At 41.7% G+C, this 18,108-nt stretch carries 16 protein-coding genes; 10 read left to right on the forward strand and 6 right to left on the reverse strand.

Going from position 1 to position 18,108, the window contains the following annotated elements:
• Nucleotides 1-10 precede the first annotated feature (10 nt).
• Both rep and AC5YCD_RS12595 read right to left on the reverse strand, forming a co-directional pair.
• Nucleotides 11-2,047 (reverse strand): DNA helicase Rep, encoded by a 2,037-nt coding sequence (gene rep, locus AC5YCD_RS12590; protein ID WP_496130360.1) that lies wholly within the window; start codon nucleotides 2,045-2,047, stop codon nucleotides 11-13.
• Between the two features lie 126 nt (nucleotides 2,048-2,173).
• Nucleotides 2,174-2,809 (reverse strand): YiaD family glycine zipper/OmpA-like lipoprotein, encoded by a 636-nt coding sequence (locus tag AC5YCD_RS12595; protein WP_496130361.1) that lies wholly within the window; start codon nucleotides 2,807-2,809, stop codon nucleotides 2,174-2,176.
• A gap of 238 nt (nucleotides 2,810-3,047) precedes the next feature.
• Between AC5YCD_RS12595 and yihG the strand changes: the two genes are divergently transcribed.
• From yihG to AC5YCD_RS12625, 6 genes are all read left to right on the forward strand, one after another.
• Nucleotides 3,048-3,974, forward strand: a complete 927-nt coding sequence (yihG, locus tag AC5YCD_RS12600) for a 1-acylglycerol-3-phosphate O-acyltransferase, YihG family (protein WP_496130362.1) — start codon at nucleotides 3,048-3,050, stop codon at nucleotides 3,972-3,974.
• Between the two features lie 9 nt (nucleotides 3,975-3,983).
• Nucleotides 3,984-5,039: a preprotein translocase subunit SecA gene (locus tag AC5YCD_RS12605; protein ID WP_496130363.1), complete on the forward strand. Its 1,056-nt coding sequence runs from the start codon at nucleotides 3,984-3,986 to the stop codon at nucleotides 5,037-5,039.
• Nucleotides 5,040-5,163: 124 nt separating this feature from the next.
• Nucleotides 5,164-5,892: a septum site-determining protein MinC gene (minC, locus tag AC5YCD_RS12610; RefSeq protein WP_496130364.1), complete on the forward strand. Its 729-nt coding sequence runs from the start codon at nucleotides 5,164-5,166 to the stop codon at nucleotides 5,890-5,892.
• Between the two features lie 68 nt (nucleotides 5,893-5,960).
• Nucleotides 5,961-6,773, forward strand: a complete 813-nt coding sequence (gene minD / locus AC5YCD_RS12615; protein WP_496130365.1) for a septum site-determining protein MinD — start codon at nucleotides 5,961-5,963, stop codon at nucleotides 6,771-6,773.
• Between the two features lies 1 nt (nucleotide 6,774).
• On the forward strand, nucleotides 6,775-7,047 hold the full coding sequence (minE, locus tag AC5YCD_RS12620; protein WP_122901720.1) for a cell division topological specificity factor MinE: 273 nt from the start codon (nucleotides 6,775-6,777) through the stop codon (nucleotides 7,045-7,047).
• A 384-nt stretch (nucleotides 7,048-7,431) separates the two neighbouring features.
• The gene (locus AC5YCD_RS12625) at nucleotides 7,432-7,719 is read left to right on the forward strand and encodes a PA4642 family protein (protein WP_496130366.1); all 288 of its coding nucleotides are present in this window, start codon (nucleotides 7,432-7,434) and stop codon (nucleotides 7,717-7,719) included.
• Nucleotides 7,720-7,748: 29 nt separating this feature from the next.
• Here the strand turns inward: AC5YCD_RS12625 and AC5YCD_RS12630 are convergent, their stop codons facing one another.
• Both AC5YCD_RS12630 and AC5YCD_RS12635 read right to left on the reverse strand, forming a co-directional pair.
• On the reverse strand, nucleotides 7,749-8,654 hold the full coding sequence (locus AC5YCD_RS12630) for an AEC family transporter (protein WP_496130367.1): 906 nt from the start codon (nucleotides 8,652-8,654) through the stop codon (nucleotides 7,749-7,751).
• Between the two features lie 116 nt (nucleotides 8,655-8,770).
• Nucleotides 8,771-11,902 carry a DNA translocase FtsK 4TM domain-containing protein gene (locus AC5YCD_RS12635; RefSeq protein ID WP_496130368.1) on the reverse strand — a complete coding sequence of 1,044 codons (3,132 nt, stop codon included), beginning with the start codon at nucleotides 11,900-11,902 and terminating at the stop codon, nucleotides 8,771-8,773.
• Nucleotides 11,903-12,162: 260 nt separating this feature from the next.
• On the opposite strand from AC5YCD_RS12635, the gene trxB reads away from it, so the two are divergent.
• The 4 genes from trxB to AC5YCD_RS12655 all read left to right on the forward strand — a co-directional run bounded on the left by trxB (nucleotide 12,163) and on the right by AC5YCD_RS12655 (nucleotide 16,394).
• The gene (trxB, locus tag AC5YCD_RS12640; protein WP_496130369.1) at nucleotides 12,163-13,116 is read left to right on the forward strand and encodes a thioredoxin-disulfide reductase; all 954 of its coding nucleotides are present in this window, start codon (nucleotides 12,163-12,165) and stop codon (nucleotides 13,114-13,116) included.
• A 109-nt stretch (nucleotides 13,117-13,225) separates the two neighbouring features.
• Nucleotides 13,226-14,776 carry a methyltransferase regulatory domain-containing protein gene (locus tag AC5YCD_RS12645; protein ID WP_496130370.1) on the forward strand — a complete coding sequence of 517 codons (1,551 nt, stop codon included), beginning with the start codon at nucleotides 13,226-13,228 and terminating at the stop codon, nucleotides 14,774-14,776.
• Between the two features lie 53 nt (nucleotides 14,777-14,829).
• The gene (aat, locus tag AC5YCD_RS12650; RefSeq protein ID WP_496130371.1) at nucleotides 14,830-15,555 is read left to right on the forward strand and encodes a leucyl/phenylalanyl-tRNA--protein transferase; all 726 of its coding nucleotides are present in this window, start codon (nucleotides 14,830-14,832) and stop codon (nucleotides 15,553-15,555) included.
• 23 nt (nucleotides 15,556-15,578) lie between these two features.
• On the forward strand, nucleotides 15,579-16,394 hold the full coding sequence (locus AC5YCD_RS12655) for an arginyltransferase (RefSeq protein WP_496130372.1): 816 nt from the start codon (nucleotides 15,579-15,581) through the stop codon (nucleotides 16,392-16,394).
• A 1-nt stretch (nucleotide 16,395) separates the two neighbouring features.
• Here the strand turns inward: AC5YCD_RS12655 and rimI are convergent, their stop codons facing one another.
• Nucleotides 16,396-16,854, reverse strand: a complete 459-nt coding sequence (gene rimI / locus AC5YCD_RS12660) for a ribosomal protein S18-alanine N-acetyltransferase (protein ID WP_496130373.1) — start codon at nucleotides 16,852-16,854, stop codon at nucleotides 16,396-16,398.
• 111 nt (nucleotides 16,855-16,965) lie between these two features.
• Nucleotides 16,966-18,108 (reverse strand): elongation factor Tu (tuf, locus tag AC5YCD_RS12665; protein WP_496129349.1); only part of this gene is annotated, 1,143 nt, incomplete at its 5' end.

An 18,108-nucleotide genomic window follows, 5' to 3' on the forward strand; every position in this document is an offset into this window, starting at 1 on the left:
GCAATGGGAGTTAGCGCTTAATCAGCGCACGTAAGTTTTCTAAATAATGTTGGGCTTGTAATTTAGGATCAACATTGCTGATCTTTTTCTTACGACCAAGCCAATCTAAATCATCTTGCGGTAATTCATCTAAGAAACGGCTTGGCGTCATTTGTTTCATTTGGCCACCGGCTTTACGTTGTTCAGCTAAGGTGATGGTCAAACCTTGACGGGCACGGGTAATGCCCACATACATTAAACGACGCTCTTCTTCGACGGTTTCTGCGGCAATTGAGTTTTTATGCGGCAGAATTTCTTCTTCTAAGCCAATCATATATACATAAGGGAACTCGAGCCCTTTGGCAGCATGTAAGGTCATTAAATTGACTTTATCGGTGTCTTGCTCTTCTTGCTGTTGCTCGAGCATATCTAACAGCACCATTTTACGAATCACACTTTCAATGTTCTTTTCATCAACATCTTCAGCGCGGTTAATTAGGCTTTGAATGCTGCTGTACAATACTTCAATGTTATCCAGCTTGGTTTTCTCTTGCGCAGGCGTTGCCGCTTGCTCTTTGATGTAATCGATATAACCCGCTTCATTCATCATCTGACGAATAATCGGGACTGGTTCATCATCTTCAAGCAAGTTACGGGTAAAACCGTCTAAAAACTCATAAAACTCAAGGAGTTGAGAAGTGGCTTTTTTAGGTAAGGATAAACTTAAGCGTTGATCACCTGCCGCAGCCAATAATGACTGATTGGTTTCTTGGGCAAATAGACCTAATTTTTCTAGCGTCACAGGGCCAATGGCGCGTTTTGGCGTGTTAATAATACGTAAGAAGGCACTGTCATCTTCAGGATTAATAATCAAACGCAAATAGCTCATCACGTCTTTAATTTCTGCCCGTGCGAAGAAGGATTGACCGCCTGATAATTTATATGGAATCTGCATTTGACGCAGCTGGGTTTCTAATATACGCGCTTGGAAGTTACCACGGTATAAAATCGCATAATCTTTCCAAGATTTACCTTGCATCAGTTTATGAGTGAGTAAATCTTTGACCACGCGTTCCGCTTCATCATCGTCATTACGGCAGGTAATCACCCGAATGGCTTCGCCATGACCTTTATCTGACCACAGTTTTTTGTCAAAAATATGCGGGTTATTTTCAATCACCGAGTTTGCCGCTTTTAAAATTCGGCTAGTGGAGCGGTAATTTTGTTCCAGTTTAATGACTTTTAAATTATGAAAGTCTTCTTTAAGCTGCGCCATGTTTTCAGGCTTAGCGCCACGCCATGCGTAAATCGATTGGTCATCATCACCCACAGCAGTGAATTGTCCCATCACCCCCACCAGTAATTTGACTAAAATATACTGCGCGGTGTTGGTGTCTTGATATTCATCCACCAATAAATAGCGCACGCGATTTTGCCATTTATCGCGCACTTCTGCATTGTCTTGTAAAAGACGGGTTGGCATGACAATTAAGTCATCAAAATCCACAGCGTTATAAGCACGTAAATTACGCTCATACAGCTGATATAAATGGGCAAACTGGACATCTTCTGGGGTTTCGCAAGTGCTATGGGCTTGCTCTGGTGCAATCAGATCGTTTTTCCAATCGGAAATTTTCTTCATGGCTTTGGCAATTAAATCTTTGCTTTCTGCACCTGATAAATTGTCACGGTGCATCAAATCCATCAAGATGCGCTTACAGTCATCGGCATCTAAAATCGAAAAATTGTTTTTCAACGGGGTATGTTTGAGTTCTAAACGCAGTAGATTCAAACCAAAGGTATGGAAGGTCGAAACTGACAAACCTTTCGCCTCTTCACGCGATAACAACTTGGCTACACGCTCTTTCATTTCGCGTGCGGCTTTATTGGTAAAGGTCATAGCGGTAATTTTATACGCCGGAATACCACAATTTTGCACCAAATGGGCAATCTTACGGGTAATCACCGAGGTTTTGCCTGAACCTGCGCCTGCAAGTACTAACAAGGGTCCTTGAGTGTATTTCATGGCTTCAAGTTGCTTGTCATTGAGTTGACTTGCGGTCGACATATTCAATCCTCTTTGCGTGTAGGCGCTGATTATAGTCGGCAAAATCAGGATTGCCTAATTAAAAAAATGAACTCGATGGCATAAAAAAACCACCCGAAGGTGGTTTTTAAATTTACCTCAACAAACTTAGTTTGCTGTTTCGTAAACTGTGATTTCTACACGGCGGTTTTGTTCACGGCCCGCAGCAGTTGAGTTGCTTGCGATCGGTGAAGTTGAACCATAGCCACGTGCTGTCATACGACCTGCAGAGATGCCTTGACCCGCTAAGTAGTTAAGTACTGAATTGGCACGGTTTTGTGACAATGGGTTGTTGATTGCATCTGTACCTGTGTTGTCTGTATGACCGTGAATCACAAGCGCTAACTTGTTTGATGCACCATCTTCACGAAGTACTTTTGCAACATCATTTAACGCAGCTTGGAATTGCGGTTGAACAGTTGATGAATTCGTTGCAAATGTTACAGATGGCATCACAAGATTGATTGAACCGTCTTGGTTACGATCCACATCAATACCCGTACCTGCTAATTCTTCTTTTAAGCGCTTTTCTTTACGATCAAGAAGAAGGCCCGCACCTGCGCCAACCACTGCACCAATGGCAGCTGCTTGACCCATTTTATCTTTATCTGCATTGCTTTTTGCAATCAGTGCACCTGCACCTGCGCCGAGCACTGTACCAAGAGCTGCTTTGTCATATTCCATGTTTTGGCAACCTGAAAGTGCCAATGCCCCTGCTACTGCTGTAATCAATAGTGCACGCATAGCATGCCTCCTTTATTGGTGTTTTTACGCTGTGTGAATCATGTAACAAAAATCAAATTTGTAACATTGATTTTTTGTTAATAATAAAGCTTTAATTTACATTTTGTAATATATATCACGATTTTAAGCGATTTTTCCCCATATTTTCTTCATAGTTACCGAGTGATAATTTGCATTTTTTCTAACTGGCTCTATATTGAGCAGCATATTTTTTCGGTCAGCAACAATAGGTAGCCGCATGTCCACAGATCAGCCACGTGCTTCTTTATTAAAAAAAGTCCAAAAAGCGTTAACCGTGACTTCAGTGATGGCAACCAATACTTTTGTACATGGCCCACCCGTCCTTGGTTTAGGCTTAACCAAACTTGTTAAAAAATCACCTAAAATCGATGAGACCAATATTAAGTTGGCCAATAGTTGGATTAACGTTAATAACCACTTAATTGAGCATGTCTTACCTGATTTAACATGGGATATACACATTGACCCCAACTTAGAATTAAGTTTAGAGGGGCGTTATTTGATGATCTGTAATCATCAAAGTTGGGTGGATACCACGGTCAATCAATATGTCGGTTTAAAACGTATGCCGCTAACGCGCTTCTTTACCAAGTGGGAACTGATCTTTATTCCTTTTGTCGGTCAAGCCTTTAAAATTTTAGGTTTCCCGATGATGAAGCGCCATAGCAAGGCAGAAATTGCCAAAAATCCAGAGCTTAAAAATCGCGATCTGCAAGAAGCCCGTAAAGCCTGCGAGCAATTGCTCAGCCAGCCTTTTACCTTACTCAATTATTTAGAAGGCACACGCTTTACGCAAGAGAAGCACGATGCACAAAAATCTCCTTATACTCATCTACTTAAACCTAAAGCAGGTGGCTTAGCCCTGGCCTTAAAAATCTTAGGTGAAAAAGTCGATGCATTGGTGGATATGACCATTGTGTATGATGAGCATGTGCCTGAATATGGTGAGTTCTGGTTGGGTCATGTCAAACACATTGCAGTGAATCTACGCAAAATTGAAATTCCCACTTGGGTACTCGAGGGTGATTATGAAAGTGACCGTGAATATCGCGTGCGTTTTCATAAATGGGTACAACAGATTTGGACTGAAAAAGACCACCTGATTGAGCAAATGAAACAACAGTTGCATAAGCAACACGGTTAAAGGAACAGCATGAAACAGCCACAACACAAAGTTTTGAAATCTTCTTTTCACTTTGTTCAGCACGGATCATGGGGCTGGAAAGTCGCCTTGATCTATGACTTTTTGATGTTGGGGCTGATTACCTTTAACTTATTTTGTTTAGGGGCCAACGCATTTTTAATGAGTGATTATGCGGAATGGTTGTTTAACTTTATTCAATTACCGCAAGTGCTCGACTTTTACGAAGCCAGCTTACATCCTTGGGTGAAAACCACCGAAGGTTGGTTTACCTCATTTTTAGTGTTTGAGCTGTTCGTGCGTTGGATGATTGCGATTGTGTTTAAGCATCATCAACGTTGGTGGTTTTTCCCCTTTATTCATTGGTATGAAATTATTTCAATTTTGCCGATGTTCCGTTTCTTACGTTTAGGCCGTGCCTTTGCTATTGCCTATAACCTGCATAGCCATGGTTATACAGTGATTCCACAAAAATGGTATGCACGCGGCAATTTCTACTATCGCCTGCTGATGGAAGAACTCACCAGCCGTATTGTGTTGACCTTAATCAATGCAGTGAAAACCGAATTACAAAGCAGCACCACACATAAAAAATATATCGAAGACATCGTCAATCATCACCGTGAGTTACTCGCGACTGCTTTAGCCGATGTCTTGCAAGACTCTTTGGGCAAAGAATTACAGGCCCAGCGGCATGATATTGCTAAAAATGTGGGCTTGGTGGTCAATAAAGCCATTGAAGATACCCCAGAACTGTCACAAATGTTGCGCCTCATTCCGTTAGTTGGTGGACGTATTGAACAGCAGATTCAAAGTATTGGGCAGCGCTTAGGTGAAAATATTAGCCAAGGCTTGCTTGAACCCTTTACCCATAGTGAACAGGCACGCGATAATGCGACCTATAAAATGATTGCCGAGAAAGTCAGTCAAATTGCCATTGAAAACAACCCTGAAATTGACCGTTTGGTTGAATCAGCCGTGTTTGAAAGTTTGGATGCTTTACGTGAGCAGGTTAAGATCAAACAATGGCAGCAGGTATTGGCAGAAAAACAAGCTGACAAAGAATAAACAAGCATGAAAATATTTAGTCAAGATGCTAGAGAAATCATGCAAATTGTTCTAGGATTTGCTCTATTTTATAACATTACTTCGGCATAAATAATAAGTCGTGAACAAGTCTTAAGGAACAGGTATGGCTGATATCCGGATTACCGGCAGAATGGTTAATTTTACCCGATTAACCCTGGACACAAATGATCATGATGCTATCCGTGAACAACTGACACACATGCTGCAAGGTACCTCCTCACAAGGTACATTAGTCATTCTTGATTCAACCGTCGAACAAGAACTGATTGGTCTGATTCAACTGCTGATCAGCCTCGATTTACAACCGATGGCAGTGGTAGAAGGCGTACTTTCAGATGCGGCACGTTTGATCCAATTTCCTGTTTTACCAGCAGATCGCCCACTACAACGTATTAAAGCCACCAAAGAACAAGTCCTCGCTGCTGAGCCAGAAGCAGTTGAAACGACTGATAGCACTGAACAAACAGCAGAAAAAGCACCTGCTAATCGTATCGCGCATGCCACTTCATATCATGATGAAATGCTGCGTACAGGACAATGCTTAGTGCAAGATCACGGCGATATTATTTTAAGTGCAGGTGTCAATAGTGGTGCCGAAGTGATCGCTTCAGGAAATATACATATCTATGGTAGTGTTCGTGGTAGAGTGATTGCTGGCGCAGGCGGAAATCATGCGGCGCGCATCTTCTGCCATTCCTTAGAAGCAGAGTTGGTGTCTATTGCAGGAACCTATTGTGTCGCGGATGATATTCCGGCAGATATGACCAAGAAACCTGTACATATTTACTTAAATGATAGTCAAGAGCTTGTATTTCAGGCGCTTGAATTTTAACGTATAAATAATCACCAAAACACCCAAACTTAACATCGGGTGTTTGAACCATAACAGGAGTGGATTCGGTGGCGAAAATTGTTGTCGTAACATCAGGCAAAGGTGGCGTAGGTAAAACTACAACGAGTGCATCGTTTGCAACAGGTTTAGCCCTTCGTGGCCACAAAACTGTTGTGATCGATTTTGACGTAGGCTTACGTAACTTAGACCTTATCATGGGTTGTGAGCGCCGCGTGGTGTACGATTTTGTAAACGTATTAAATAACGAAGCACGCCTACAGCAAGCGTTGATTCGTGATAAAGATATTGAAAACTTATATATCCTCCCTGCCTCACAAACCCGTGACAAAGATGCCTTAACCGATGAAGGTGTGGCACGTGTGATGGACGAGTTAGCCCAAGAGTTTGATTACATTATTTGTGATTCGCCTGCAGGGATTGAGCGTGGTGCTATTTTAGCGATGTATCATGCTGACGAAGCGATTATTGTCACTAACCCTGAAATTTCTTCAGTACGTGACTCAGATCGTATTATTGGTATGCTTGATAGCAAAACCAAAAAAGTAGAAAATAACGAAGGTCGCATTCGTAAACACTTATGTATTACACGTTTCAACCCTGAACGTGCCGAAAAACAAGAAATGTTAACCATTGACGATATCTCAAAAGATATTTTAAAAGTGCCAACCTTAGGTGTGATCCCTGAATGTAAGAGCATCTTACAAGCATCAAACGAAGGTAAACCGGCGATTTTATATACCGACACCCCTGCAGGCCAAGCTTATGATGACTTAGTCGCACGTTTCTTAGGTGAAGATCGTCCTTACCGTCATTTAGAAGTCAAACAAAAAGGCTGGTTAGCACGATTATTTGGAGCTTAAGATGGCAGGATTTTGGAGTAAACTTTTTAGCGGCGAGGACAAGCCTTCTAGCGCACAAACTGCTAAAGATCGATTAAAAGTCATTGTCGCCTCAGAAAAAGGCTTAAGCAAACGCTTAACGCCTGAAAAAATTGAGCAAATGAAAAAAGAAATCATGCAAGTGGTGAGTCGCTACGTGCGTGGTGTCGATGAACAGCATATTCAAATGGCAGTCCGTTCTGAAGCCAATTTAGAAATGCTTGAAATGAATATCAATTTGCCTGAAGAACGATAATCTGAATTCTGATTAGTCAAGCAAATTGAATCAAGGCAAAATATGAGGATGGATCAGTAAGGTAATGCCTTACCCAGCCGCAAGACGAGAAGCTATGCTTCGAGTAGCTGGATCAGTAAGGCTTTGCCTTACCCAGCCGCAAGACGGGAAGCTTTGCTTCGAGTGGTTGGATCAACAAAGTGTAGACTTTGTCTAGCCGCAAGACGAAAAGCGCTGCTACAAGTGACTGGATCAGTAGAGCTTTGCTCCAGCGCTCATATGAAACGCGCCGCTTAGCGGCGTGTAGATCTTTTCTCGCTGATGTGAGGCTTGTGTTTAGCGCAAGCCGCGCTTTGATCCATATTTTTGCCTTTTTAATTTTGACAACAAGCCAAGGAGATTGCGATGGCATTATCTCAACCAGCAACGTTTAACGAAGAATGGTCAGATGAACGTGTATTTGCCTATTTAACTCAGCTGCCTCCTGCAGGTGTAAATGCAGATTTTCACGTGCTTTATCACGCATACAAACATATGCGTCCAAGCGATTATGAACGTTTATTGACTCAGTTTGTTGCCGATGGTCGTGATGTAAATGCCACCAACCCTGAAGGTCAACGTATTCATGACGTGATTGCTAAATTCCCGCGTCATAGTAGTGAATTTTTAAGCGTACTAGCTAAGTTCGCTTAAACCCTAAAAGCCTGCAGTAGCAGGCTTTTTTATACCTTAAATAAATACATCAGCAGCGGAAAACTCAGCACAAACAAAACGGTCTGTAAGCTAATCACCCCTGCCATTAATTGATGATTGCCCTTTAGATAACGGGTTAAAATATAAGCAGCTGAAGCCGTAGGCAAAGCAAAGAAGGTCAGCACGATTAAACTTTCTAAAGCAGGTAAAGCCAGTACTTGCGTCACACCATAAGCCAGCAAAGGCACCACCAGCAAACGCCCTAAACTATTGAAACTTAAACGCCAAATATCCAGTTTTAATGTTTGAAACTGTAAAGCTGCGCCTACTGCAAGCAAGCCGAGTGGCAAACTCACACTGCCCAATAACCCTATCAAATCATGTATACCTGTCGGCAAGCCTAAGCCTGTAAAGTTAAATACAATCCCAGCCACACAGCCAATAATTAACGGGTTTCGAATAATAGCCAGTAAGGTGCTGTAAATAGAATGATTTTGCTGAGCAAACGCCAATAAAGAAATAATATTGACTGTAGGAATCGCAATGGCGATCATCATGGCAAAGATTTTCATGCCATAAGCACCAAATAAGCTACTGACTAGAGCTAAGCCCATATAGGTATTAAAACGAATATGACTTTGTACATAAACACCAAATTGTGCAGGCTTAATATGAAAATAAAATTTTGCGAACCATAAACCGCAGCTCACCAGCAAAATTGTTATGAGCATGGCTGCAATGACCCACACTAAACTGGATAACTCTAAACTAACAAAAGCTAAGTTTTTAAACAGCAGTACAGGAAATAAAATAAAATAATTGAGTCGTTCTGCCCCACGCCAAAACTCTTCAGACAAAAAATGAAAATGCTTAAACGCATAACCTAAAGCAATCAGACTAATTAATGGCACTAAAGCCATAATAATAACAAGCATATTGTAAGTATCTTGAGGGGTTATTGCCTACTATAAAACCTGACTAGAATTTAAACAGCTATTTTTTTTGATTTTAGCAAGCATAAAAAAGCCTGCGCTTGGCAGGCTGTTTTGACTTAAACTAAAATTTCACGTTTACCATTGGCACCCATGGCACTGACAATACCGCCTTCTTCCATTTGGTCAATAATGCGTGCAGCACGGTTATAACCTAAACTAAACTTACGTTGTAGAGATGAGGTGGTGGCTTTACGGGTTTCAAGTACAAAGGCCACACACTGATCATATAAAGCATCACGATCTGAACCGCCCTCACCCTCTTCAAAGCCACGTGAGCTTGGCTCTTCATCATAAGGTGTTAGTATTTCATCAACATAATTTGGTGCGCCACGCTCACGCCATGCGTCACAAATACGATTGACTTCATCATCACTGATAAATGCGCCATGGACACGTTCAGGTTCAATTTTACCTGGTCCTAAAAACAGCATATCACCATGACCGAGTAAATCTTCTGCACCACTGGCATCCAAAATCGTGCGTGAGTCAATTTTAGAGTTGACGCGTAAGGCCGCGCGGGTTGGAATATTGGCTTTAATTAAACCTGTAATCACATCTACCGATGGACGCTGCGTCGCAAGCAGTAAGTGAATCCCTGCTGCACGCGATTTTTGCGCTAGACGCGTAATCATTTCTTCAGCTTTTTTACCCACTTGCATAATCATGTCAGCAAATTCATCCGCTACAATCACAATGGATGGTAAAGGTTGCAAGCGCGGCGCAAATTCCCCTGCTACAGATTCGCTGGCTTTCCACGTTGGATCGATTAAATCTTCGCCATTGGCCAAAGCTTCTTCAACTTTACGGTTGTAATCAGCCAATTTACGAATTTTTAAGAACGACATCAGTTTATAACGACGTTCCATTTCATTGACACACCAATTCAATGCATTAACAGCATCTTTCATGTCAGTCACAACAGGGGTTAATAGATGCGGAATGTCGCTATAGTTGGCAAGTTCAAGCTGTTTAGGGTCAATTAAAATGAGACGCAGTTGATCGGGATTATATTTAAGTAACATCGATAAAATCATCGAGTTCACCGCAACAGATTTACCTGAACCTGTCGTACCTGCCACCAACATATGTGGTGCTTTACCTAAATCCGCAATAACAGGGTTACCTGAAATGTCCTTACCCATGGCCATAGAAAGTAGGCCATTGGGATCAGTAAAGGCTGGGGTTTGGATTAACTCAATCAAACGTACCATTTCACGGGTGCTGTTTGGCACTTCAATCCCAATATACGGTTTACCCGGAATGACCTCTACCACACGTACCGATGCCATCGACATAGAACGTGCTAAATCACGTGAAATATTAGTTACCTTAGACGCTTTTACCCCTGGAGCTAAATCCAGTTCAAAACGTGTCACGACCGGCCCCGGCTGGGCTTCTACCACTTTAGCTTTAACGTTAAACTCTTGTAATTTGATTTCCAGTAGTTCAGACAAACGTGATAACTGCTCTTGGGTAAAATTGACTTTCTTGTTTGGATCAACTTTATCTAATAATTCAATCCCCGGTAATGGCGATAAATCTAAACGCTTTTGTGCCACTTGCATGGCACGTGACATTGGACGGCCATAAGCATCAGTAAGCGGTGCATCGAACTCATCTTCAAGTGCTTGTGGTTCACCTGCGGTTTGTTGCCATGCTTCAATAAATTCTTGTTTAGACAATTCTTTTTTAACTTCAATTGCCTCAGAGGCTGGTGATTTTGCATCAACTTCATGTCGTTCTGTGGCTGCTACCTTTGGCTCAAGCACTAAATCATCGCTACTCTTCTCTGCAGTGATTGGTGCTGGTTCAACAGCAGTCACATCAGCAACAGGCGTAGAGAATACTGGTGCTGTCACCATAGTTTGAATCGGGGCTTGTACAAAAGCTGAAGACTGAGCATAACTACTCGCTACTCGTGGCTGATCTTTTAAGATTTCATCAATCGCCGCTAATTCTGCTTCAAGCGCTTGATCTGCACTTGGTTGGGGTTGTTCTTTATCCGTCACTTTACTACGTACAGGTGCCACCACCACATCACTGTCTTCTTTTAAAGCCGATGTTTGCGGCACACTTTTAATCAAATCATCAAAGACTTGGTCATCATCCCAATCTACTTGGTCTTGTTTGAGCATTTTTAAGGGCTGTGTTGTGGGCTCAAATGTTTGCGTTGTAGGAATCTCTTCGTCAGCTGCTTTTAACAAAGCATCAATTTCTTGTTTTTGGGCTTCTTCACTATGTAAAGCACGCCATACTTCATTGCTTGCAGCTGCACGGCTTTGTTCTTCTTGCACACGGCGTGCCTCAGCAAAGCTGTGTTGCATATCTTGTTCAGCTTGGATTTTGGCTTGCGCTTCAGCTTCAATGCGATCGAGCTCAGCTTGCTTAGCCAATTCAGCTTGTCGTGCCTGCTCAAGCAAACGTTGTTCAGCTTCACGCTCTTTACTTAGCATTTCATTAAATAAACGCTCTGCCGCTGCCTCACGTACCGGTGCATGCTGCACAGGCTGATGCTCTGCTGCAGGCGTAATCACTGGACTTGGCTTGGCTACATCTGAGCTGGTCTTTTGACTGCTCAGCTCTGTGGTACGGTCAAATGCTGACTCACTTTCAGGTACATTTTTATAAAATAAATCTTGTAACTGAGTAGGTAAGGCTTTAAGGGTAGTGAGGGTTTTATTCCATTTCACCCCAAATGCGAGGGTAAACAGCACCACTAAAAACACAATTAAAAATGCCGCAGCGCCATAAATAGTCAGTAGGCCTGCCAAACTTTGTCCCAATTCATAGCCAATAATCCCACCTGAAGCATTGGCTAAAGTATCAGCAGGGACTTCCCAAAACAAATATAATAAGGTCGATGTAGCAAGCAGCATAAAAAATTGTGCCGCATAACGAAAAGGACGAGTCAGAAAACTATGTGGCCACCACACCTGAACCGCTTCAATAAAAAAGTAAAGCGGAATCAATAAACTTGCCCAGCCTAAAAAGCCAAACATTAAGTCGGCAAGCCATGCGCCTGCTACGCCACTGGCATTAGACACCTGTTGGGTATCACTAGAGATATGCATCCAACCTGGGTCAAACGGCGTATAGGTTACTGTTGCAAGGAACAAATATGTTCCAAATGAGAGCAAAAATAATGTCTGTAATAAGCGCTGTGCATAAGCACTCGACATTGCAGTCATATACGGTCCTATGGCTAAGTGGTTCAAAGTTTATGGCAGGTGAAGTGCCAACTAAAGAGCAATATTATGCACCTGTTGTACAAAAAAAGATGCAGCAGAATGCTTGGATATTGTTAACTCAATCGATAATGCTGGTTTTGTTGTCTATATAGTTTAAATCAATTTACATGATCAAAAATATCTACATTCAAGCGCTAAGACGGCTCATGCTTTTACCTGTATAATTCCATAAATTACTCAATAAAAAAAGGATGCCCTCGATGAGCGCTCGTCACTCACGCTTAATTATTTTAGGTTCAGGTCCAGCAGGCTATAGTGCAGCAGTTTATGCTGCGCGTGCTAACTTAAAACCTACTCTCATTGCAGGCTTACAACTCGGTGGTCAGCTGACCACCACCACAGAAGTTGATAACTGGCCTGGCGACCCTGAAGGTTTAACAGGCCCTGCCCTCATGGAACGCATGCAAGCACATGCTGAACGTTTTGGTACAGAAATCGTCTACGACCATATTAATGAAGTTGACTTAAGCCAACGTCCATTTGTCTTAAAAGGCGATATGGAAGAGTTTAGCTGTGATGCTTTAATTATTTGTACAGGTGCAACTGCTCAATACTTAGGTTTAGAGTCTGAACAAAAATTCATGGGTCAAGGCGTAAGCGCATGTGCGACCTGTGATGGTTTCTTCTATAAAGAACAAAAAGTCATGGTCGTTGGCGGTGGTAATACTGCAGTTGAAGAAGCACTTTATTTGTCTAACATCGCCTCACACGTCACTTTAGTGCATCGCCGTGACAGCCTACGTTCTGAGAAGATTCTACAAGATCACCTTTTTGCCAAAGAAAAAGAAGGCAAAATCAGCATCATTTGGAACCATCAAGTCGAAGAAGTGTTGGGTGATCAGACTGGCGTGACCGCAGTACGTTTAAAATCAACTCAAGATGATTCAACCCAAGACGTTGATGTATCTGGTCTATTTATTGCCATTGGTCATAAACCAAATAGCAGCATGTTTGAGGGTCAATTACAATTACGTGATGGCTATATTCAAGTCCAAAGTGGTACTTCAGGCAATGCAACACAAACTTCAGTTCCTGGTGTTTTTGCTGCAGGTGACATTGCCGATAGCATTTACCGTCAAGCGATTACTTCAGCGGGTTCTGGTTGTATGGCTGCACTGGATGCAGAAAAATACTTGGATGCCTTAGGCGAATAAGTTTTTTTTACCATTTAGTAAAACCACCCTTTTGCGGTGGTTTTATTTTGTCTAACAATCAGTTATAAAGTGCCGACCGTTTCTCAAGACTTACTAATAAGAGTTTCTCATGACAACAAATTGGACGGACGGCTATCATACGGATGTGAATTACACATATGGCTACTATCGAGATTTAAGTCCAAACTTTCAAAAGTTTTGCTTATTACTCAATGGTGTTGAATGTAGTGATAGCTTAACTGAACACCAGCATTGCGAATTAGGCTTTGGCCAAGGGGTAAGCATTAATATACATGCTGCTTCAAATATAGGGACATTTTATGGCACGGATTTCAATCCTGCACATGCCGCACATGCCAACCTCATGGCAGAGCACAGTCAGGCCGCGCATCATTTTTTTGATGCCAGTTTTGATGAACTCCTTGAGCATGACTTACCTCAATTTGATTCCATTAGTTTACATGGTATTTGGAGTTGGATTAGTCACCGCAATCAACACATTATTTTAAAATTTATTCGTAAATTTTTAAAACCCAAAGGGATTGTCTATATCAGTTATAATTGCTTAACTGGCTGGGCAGCCAATATGCCACTGCGTGAACTACTACATAGCCATTTTCACTTCAATAGCACCAGTATTCAGCCGGCACAAAAAGTCAAAGATGCGCTAGCGTTTAGCCAAAGCTTATTAAAGCAAGGTCCAGAGTTTGGCAAAAAAAATCCTTTTGCCTTAGACAAACTTAAGAGCTTACAACAACAAAATCCTGACTATTTGATTCACGAATATCTCAATCAAGATTGGCAGTGTTTTTCCTTTCAACAAGTGGTACGTACTTTAGAAGAAATTAAACTGTCCTTTGCCAGTAGCACCAATTTAGATGTGCATCTAGATGACATTAATTTTAGCCAGCAACATCAGCAATTTTTAAATCAAATTGAGCACCCTATTTTTAAAGAACAATGCCGTGATTACTTTGCAAATACTCAATTTAGGAAAGATTTATTTATTCGCGGTAAAAATACGCTCTCCGCTTTACAAATTCAGCAACGTTTACGTCAAACTCGCTTTGTCTTACTCAGTTCTGCAGAATCTCTACCTACAACGATTCAAGGACATTTAGGTGAATTTAATCTGTTACAAGAGATTTACCAGCCCTTAGCCCAGCACTTCAAATGCATTCAATATAAGAGCCAAAGCTTATTTGAACTCGAACATGCCTTGCCTAACTTAAGTTACGCGCAGCTGCTCAATGCTTTGGTGATTTTATGTCATTTAAATTTAGCCCAGCCTTGTCAAAACAAAGTCCCCAATAGCACTGTTCAATCCAGCCAAGCCTTAAATCGTTATATCTTAGAACAGGCCAGCTATCACCAAAACTATCAGGTATTAGCCAATCCAATGACAGGGATTGGTATTGCCGTCTCGCAAATTGAAGCTTTGTTTTATCGTGGTTATTTCTTTGAGCAGCTTCGCCTCCCTGAAGACTTAGCTGAATATGCACAGCAAAACTTTGATCAGTTAAATTGGCATTTATTAGATGATCATCAGCAACCTTTGCTCGAGCGTCAAGCCAGCTTAGTCTATTTAAGCCAACAAGCCCAACTCTTTATTCACCAAGCAAAACCATTGATTGCGAAACAATTGGCTTTATTTAGCTAAAATGGTTAAGGATCGGCTAAGATAAAGTCGATCCTTTTGAATATGTGTCGATCATGCAGCTGCAATCTGAGTTTATTTTCCCTGATCCTATTCAAGCCGACCCCGAAGGACAAGGTTTGATTTGTATTGGTGCCAATCTTGCGCCAAGTACCTTATTAGAAGCGTATCGGCACGGCTTATTTCCTTGGTTTTCCGAAGGTGAACCAATCTGTTGGTGGTGTCCAGAACCCCGTTGCATTATTCGCCCATTTGATTACAAACCGAGTAAATCTTTACTACGTAATATGAAAAAGTTTGATTATACAATTACAGTCAATCAAGCTTTTGAGCAAGTAATCCATGCTTGTAGCATGCCGCGCAGTTATGCTGCCGATACATGGATTTGCGAAGACATTATTCAAGGTTATTGCCAACTGTTTCAGCTCGGCTATGCGTATAGTGTAGAAGTCTGGCAACAAGATCAGTTGGTTGGTGGCTTATATGGCGTCAGCATTGGTAAAGGCTGTTTTGGTGAGTCGATGTTTAGTCGGCAAACCGACGTTTCTAAAATGGCATTTTATACCTTAATGCTCATTGGACAAGACAATCAGCTGCCTTGGATTGATTGCCAACTGGTGAATGACCATCTATTAAGTTTAGGTGCGAGTACACTTTCTCGCCAAGCCTATCTTAATTCGTTACAAGATGTGATAAATGCCCCTGCTGTCGATTGGAAAAAATATCAGGACAGTGTATTTTCAAGTAAAACAATAGCGCAAAACATGTGCCTAAATGAATGATAAATAGCTAGAGGGAACTTGTTATGAATTCTTATCACCCGCAGTCCCTGTTAAATGATTTACAGTATTACATTACGCCTCCGCATAATTGCAGTTACTTGGAGAAAAAATCTGCGCGGATGGTGTTTTTAGATCCGGCACATCGTATTGATGTTGTGACGCTATCTGAATTATCACGCTTAGGTTTTCGCCGTAGTGGGGATTTTGTTTATCGTCCGGAATGCCATCTATGCCGCCAATGTTTGTCTTGCCGTGTACCGGTTCAAGACTTTCACATGAATAGTCAACAAAAAAAGGCTTGGAAACGCAATCAAGACTTAAGCATTAAAATTACCCGCACTCAAGATGCCACCTCCATTCATTATGATTTATATGAGCGCTACATTAACCAACGTCATGCTGATGGGGATATGTATCCACCCAGTGAAGACCAGTTTGAAAAGTTTTTAATGCATACCTGTACCGAGAGTTTTTTTTTAGAACTCTGGCAAGATCAACGTTTAGTCAGCGTATCCACCTGTGATCCGCTTGATGACGGTATTTCTGCGGTGTATACCTTTTTCGATCCAGATGAGAATCGTCGATCTTTAGGTGTTTATGCGATTTTAAAGCAGATTGAATATGCTCAGCAAAAAGGCTTGCCGTTTGTTTATTTAGGCTATTGGGTACCACATTCAGATAAAATGAATTATAAATCGCAGTATGTACCGCTTGAATTACTCATTGATGGACAATGGCGTCGCCTAAATCGGATTTTAAATAAAGATGAAATTCAGCAGCTTGGGCGATCATTGATGACCACCCTGCCCTCAGGTTGGAACAACTCCATTATCAAATGATTTATTTGAAGAGTTGAGCAAAATCATCACTACATGCTTTGACCATAATAATGGCATGTTCACGCGTGCCATCAGGCTTCGGATAATAATTTTTACGTAAATCAATTTGATGAAAATCTGCCTTTTCATACAATTTAATTGCTGCAATGTTGCTTTGACGCACTTCCAAAAAAATCTGTAATGGATTATTTTGAAGCATCTCTAGCGATTGACTGAGCAACTCATAACCCAAACCTTGGCCTTGCTGACTTGGATCAATCGCCATAAGCAGTAAGTTAGCTTCGTCTAATACAGGCTGCAAAATACAAAAACCCAATACCTGACCATTTTTTTCAATCACAGTACTTTGATACTGTTCAACTGCTTGCGAAAATTGCTTTTCGCTCCACGGGTGGCTTTGAACTTTGTTCTCAATTTGAGTCACAACAGCAACATCAGCTGCTTGCATAAAACGAATCATGTTCGTTATCTACGTTAGTTAAATAAAATTGGCATTATAAAAACTTTATTTCAAAAAGCCAGCGATAAAAAAAGCGTCCCAAAGGGACGCTTTTTTTCACACAATTAATACTTATGCAGTTACTTTAGCAACAACACCAGCACCAACTGTACGACCACCTTCACGGATCGCAAAACGTAGACCTGGGTCCATTGCGATTGGGTGGATTAATTCTACTGACATTTCTACGTTGTCACCAGGCATAACCATTTCAACGCCGTCTTGAAGAGAGATTGCGCCAGTTACGTCAGTTGTACGGAAGTAGAACTGTGGACGGTAACCGTTAAGGAATGGAGTATGACGACCACCTTCTTCTTTAGAAAGTACGTATACTTCTGCGTCGAATTTAGTGTGTGGCTTGATCGCACCTGGTTTAGTTAATACTTGACCACGTTGAACGTCTTCACGCTTAGTACCACGTAGAAGAACACCACAGTTCTCGCCCGCACGACCTTCGTCAAGAAGTTTACGGAACATTTCTACGCCAGTTACAGTTGTTTTAACTGTGTCTTTGATACCAACGATTTCAACTTCTTCGCCTACTTTCACGATACCTGATTCAACACGGCCAGTGACTACTGTACCACGACCAGAAATAGAGAATACGTCTTCGATTGGCATTAAGAATGCTTTATCGATTGCACGTTCTGGTTCTGGGATGTAAGAGTCAAGCGCTTCAACAAGAGCTACAACAGCTGATTCGCCGTATTGACCTTGGTCACCGTTAAGTGCAGCTAAAGCTGAACCACGGATGATTGGAGTATCATCACCTGGGAAGTCGTAAGTAGAAAGAAGTTCACGAACTTCCATTTCTACTAATTCAAGAAGCTCTTCGTCGTCTACAAGGTCGCATTTGTTTAAGAATACAACGATGTAAGGTACACCTACCTGACGAGAAAGAAGGATGTGTTCACGAGTTTGTGGCATTGGACCATCAGTCGCAGCACATACAAGGATCGCACCGTCCATTTGAGCAGCACCAGTAATCATGTTTTTAACATAATCGGCGTGGCCCGGGCAGTCTACGTGAGCGTAGTGACGGATTGGAGAATCGTATTCTACGTGTGAAGTATTAATTGTAATACCACGTGCTTTTTCTTCTGGTGCTGAGTCAATTGCAGCGTAGTCTTTCGCTTCGCCACCAAATTGTTTAGCACATACAGTTGCAATCGCAGCTGTTAAAGTTGTTTTACCATGGTCAACGTGACCAATTGT

The sequence above is a fragment of the Acinetobacter sp. CY05 genome (genome assembly GCF_059515805.1).

What these genes read in the sequence shown, in the direction of transcription:
- rep (WP_496130360.1), bottom strand. Translation starts at nt 2,047, where the DNA reads ATGTCGACCGCAAGTCAACTCAATGACAAGCAACTTGAAGCCATGAAA.
- AC5YCD_RS12595 (WP_496130361.1), bottom strand. Translation starts at nt 2,809, where the DNA reads ATGCGTGCACTATTGATTACAGCAGTAGCAGGGGCATTGGCACTTTCA.
- yihG (WP_496130362.1), top strand. Translation starts at nt 3,048, where the DNA reads ATGTCCACAGATCAGCCACGTGCTTCTTTATTAAAAAAAGTCCAAAAA.
- AC5YCD_RS12605 (WP_496130363.1), top strand. Translation starts at nt 3,984, where the DNA reads ATGAAACAGCCACAACACAAAGTTTTGAAATCTTCTTTTCACTTTGTT.
- minC (WP_496130364.1), top strand. Translation starts at nt 5,164, where the DNA reads ATGGCTGATATCCGGATTACCGGCAGAATGGTTAATTTTACCCGATTA.
- minE (WP_122901720.1), top strand. Translation starts at nt 6,775, where the DNA reads ATGGCAGGATTTTGGAGTAAACTTTTTAGCGGCGAGGACAAGCCTTCT.
- AC5YCD_RS12625 (WP_496130366.1), top strand. Translation starts at nt 7,432, where the DNA reads ATGGCATTATCTCAACCAGCAACGTTTAACGAAGAATGGTCAGATGAA.
- AC5YCD_RS12630 (WP_496130367.1), bottom strand. Translation starts at nt 8,654, where the DNA reads ATGCTTGTTATTATTATGGCTTTAGTGCCATTAATTAGTCTGATTGCT.
- AC5YCD_RS12635 (WP_496130368.1), bottom strand. Translation starts at nt 11,902, where the DNA reads ATGACTGCAATGTCGAGTGCTTATGCACAGCGCTTATTACAGACATTA.
- trxB (WP_496130369.1), top strand. Translation starts at nt 12,163, where the DNA reads ATGAGCGCTCGTCACTCACGCTTAATTATTTTAGGTTCAGGTCCAGCA.
- AC5YCD_RS12645 (WP_496130370.1), top strand. Translation starts at nt 13,226, where the DNA reads ATGACAACAAATTGGACGGACGGCTATCATACGGATGTGAATTACACA.
- aat (WP_496130371.1), top strand. Translation starts at nt 14,830, where the DNA reads ATGCAGCTGCAATCTGAGTTTATTTTCCCTGATCCTATTCAAGCCGAC.
- AC5YCD_RS12655 (WP_496130372.1), top strand. Translation starts at nt 15,579, where the DNA reads ATGAATTCTTATCACCCGCAGTCCCTGTTAAATGATTTACAGTATTAC.
- rimI (WP_496130373.1), bottom strand. Translation starts at nt 16,854, where the DNA reads ATGATTCGTTTTATGCAAGCAGCTGATGTTGCTGTTGTGACTCAAATT.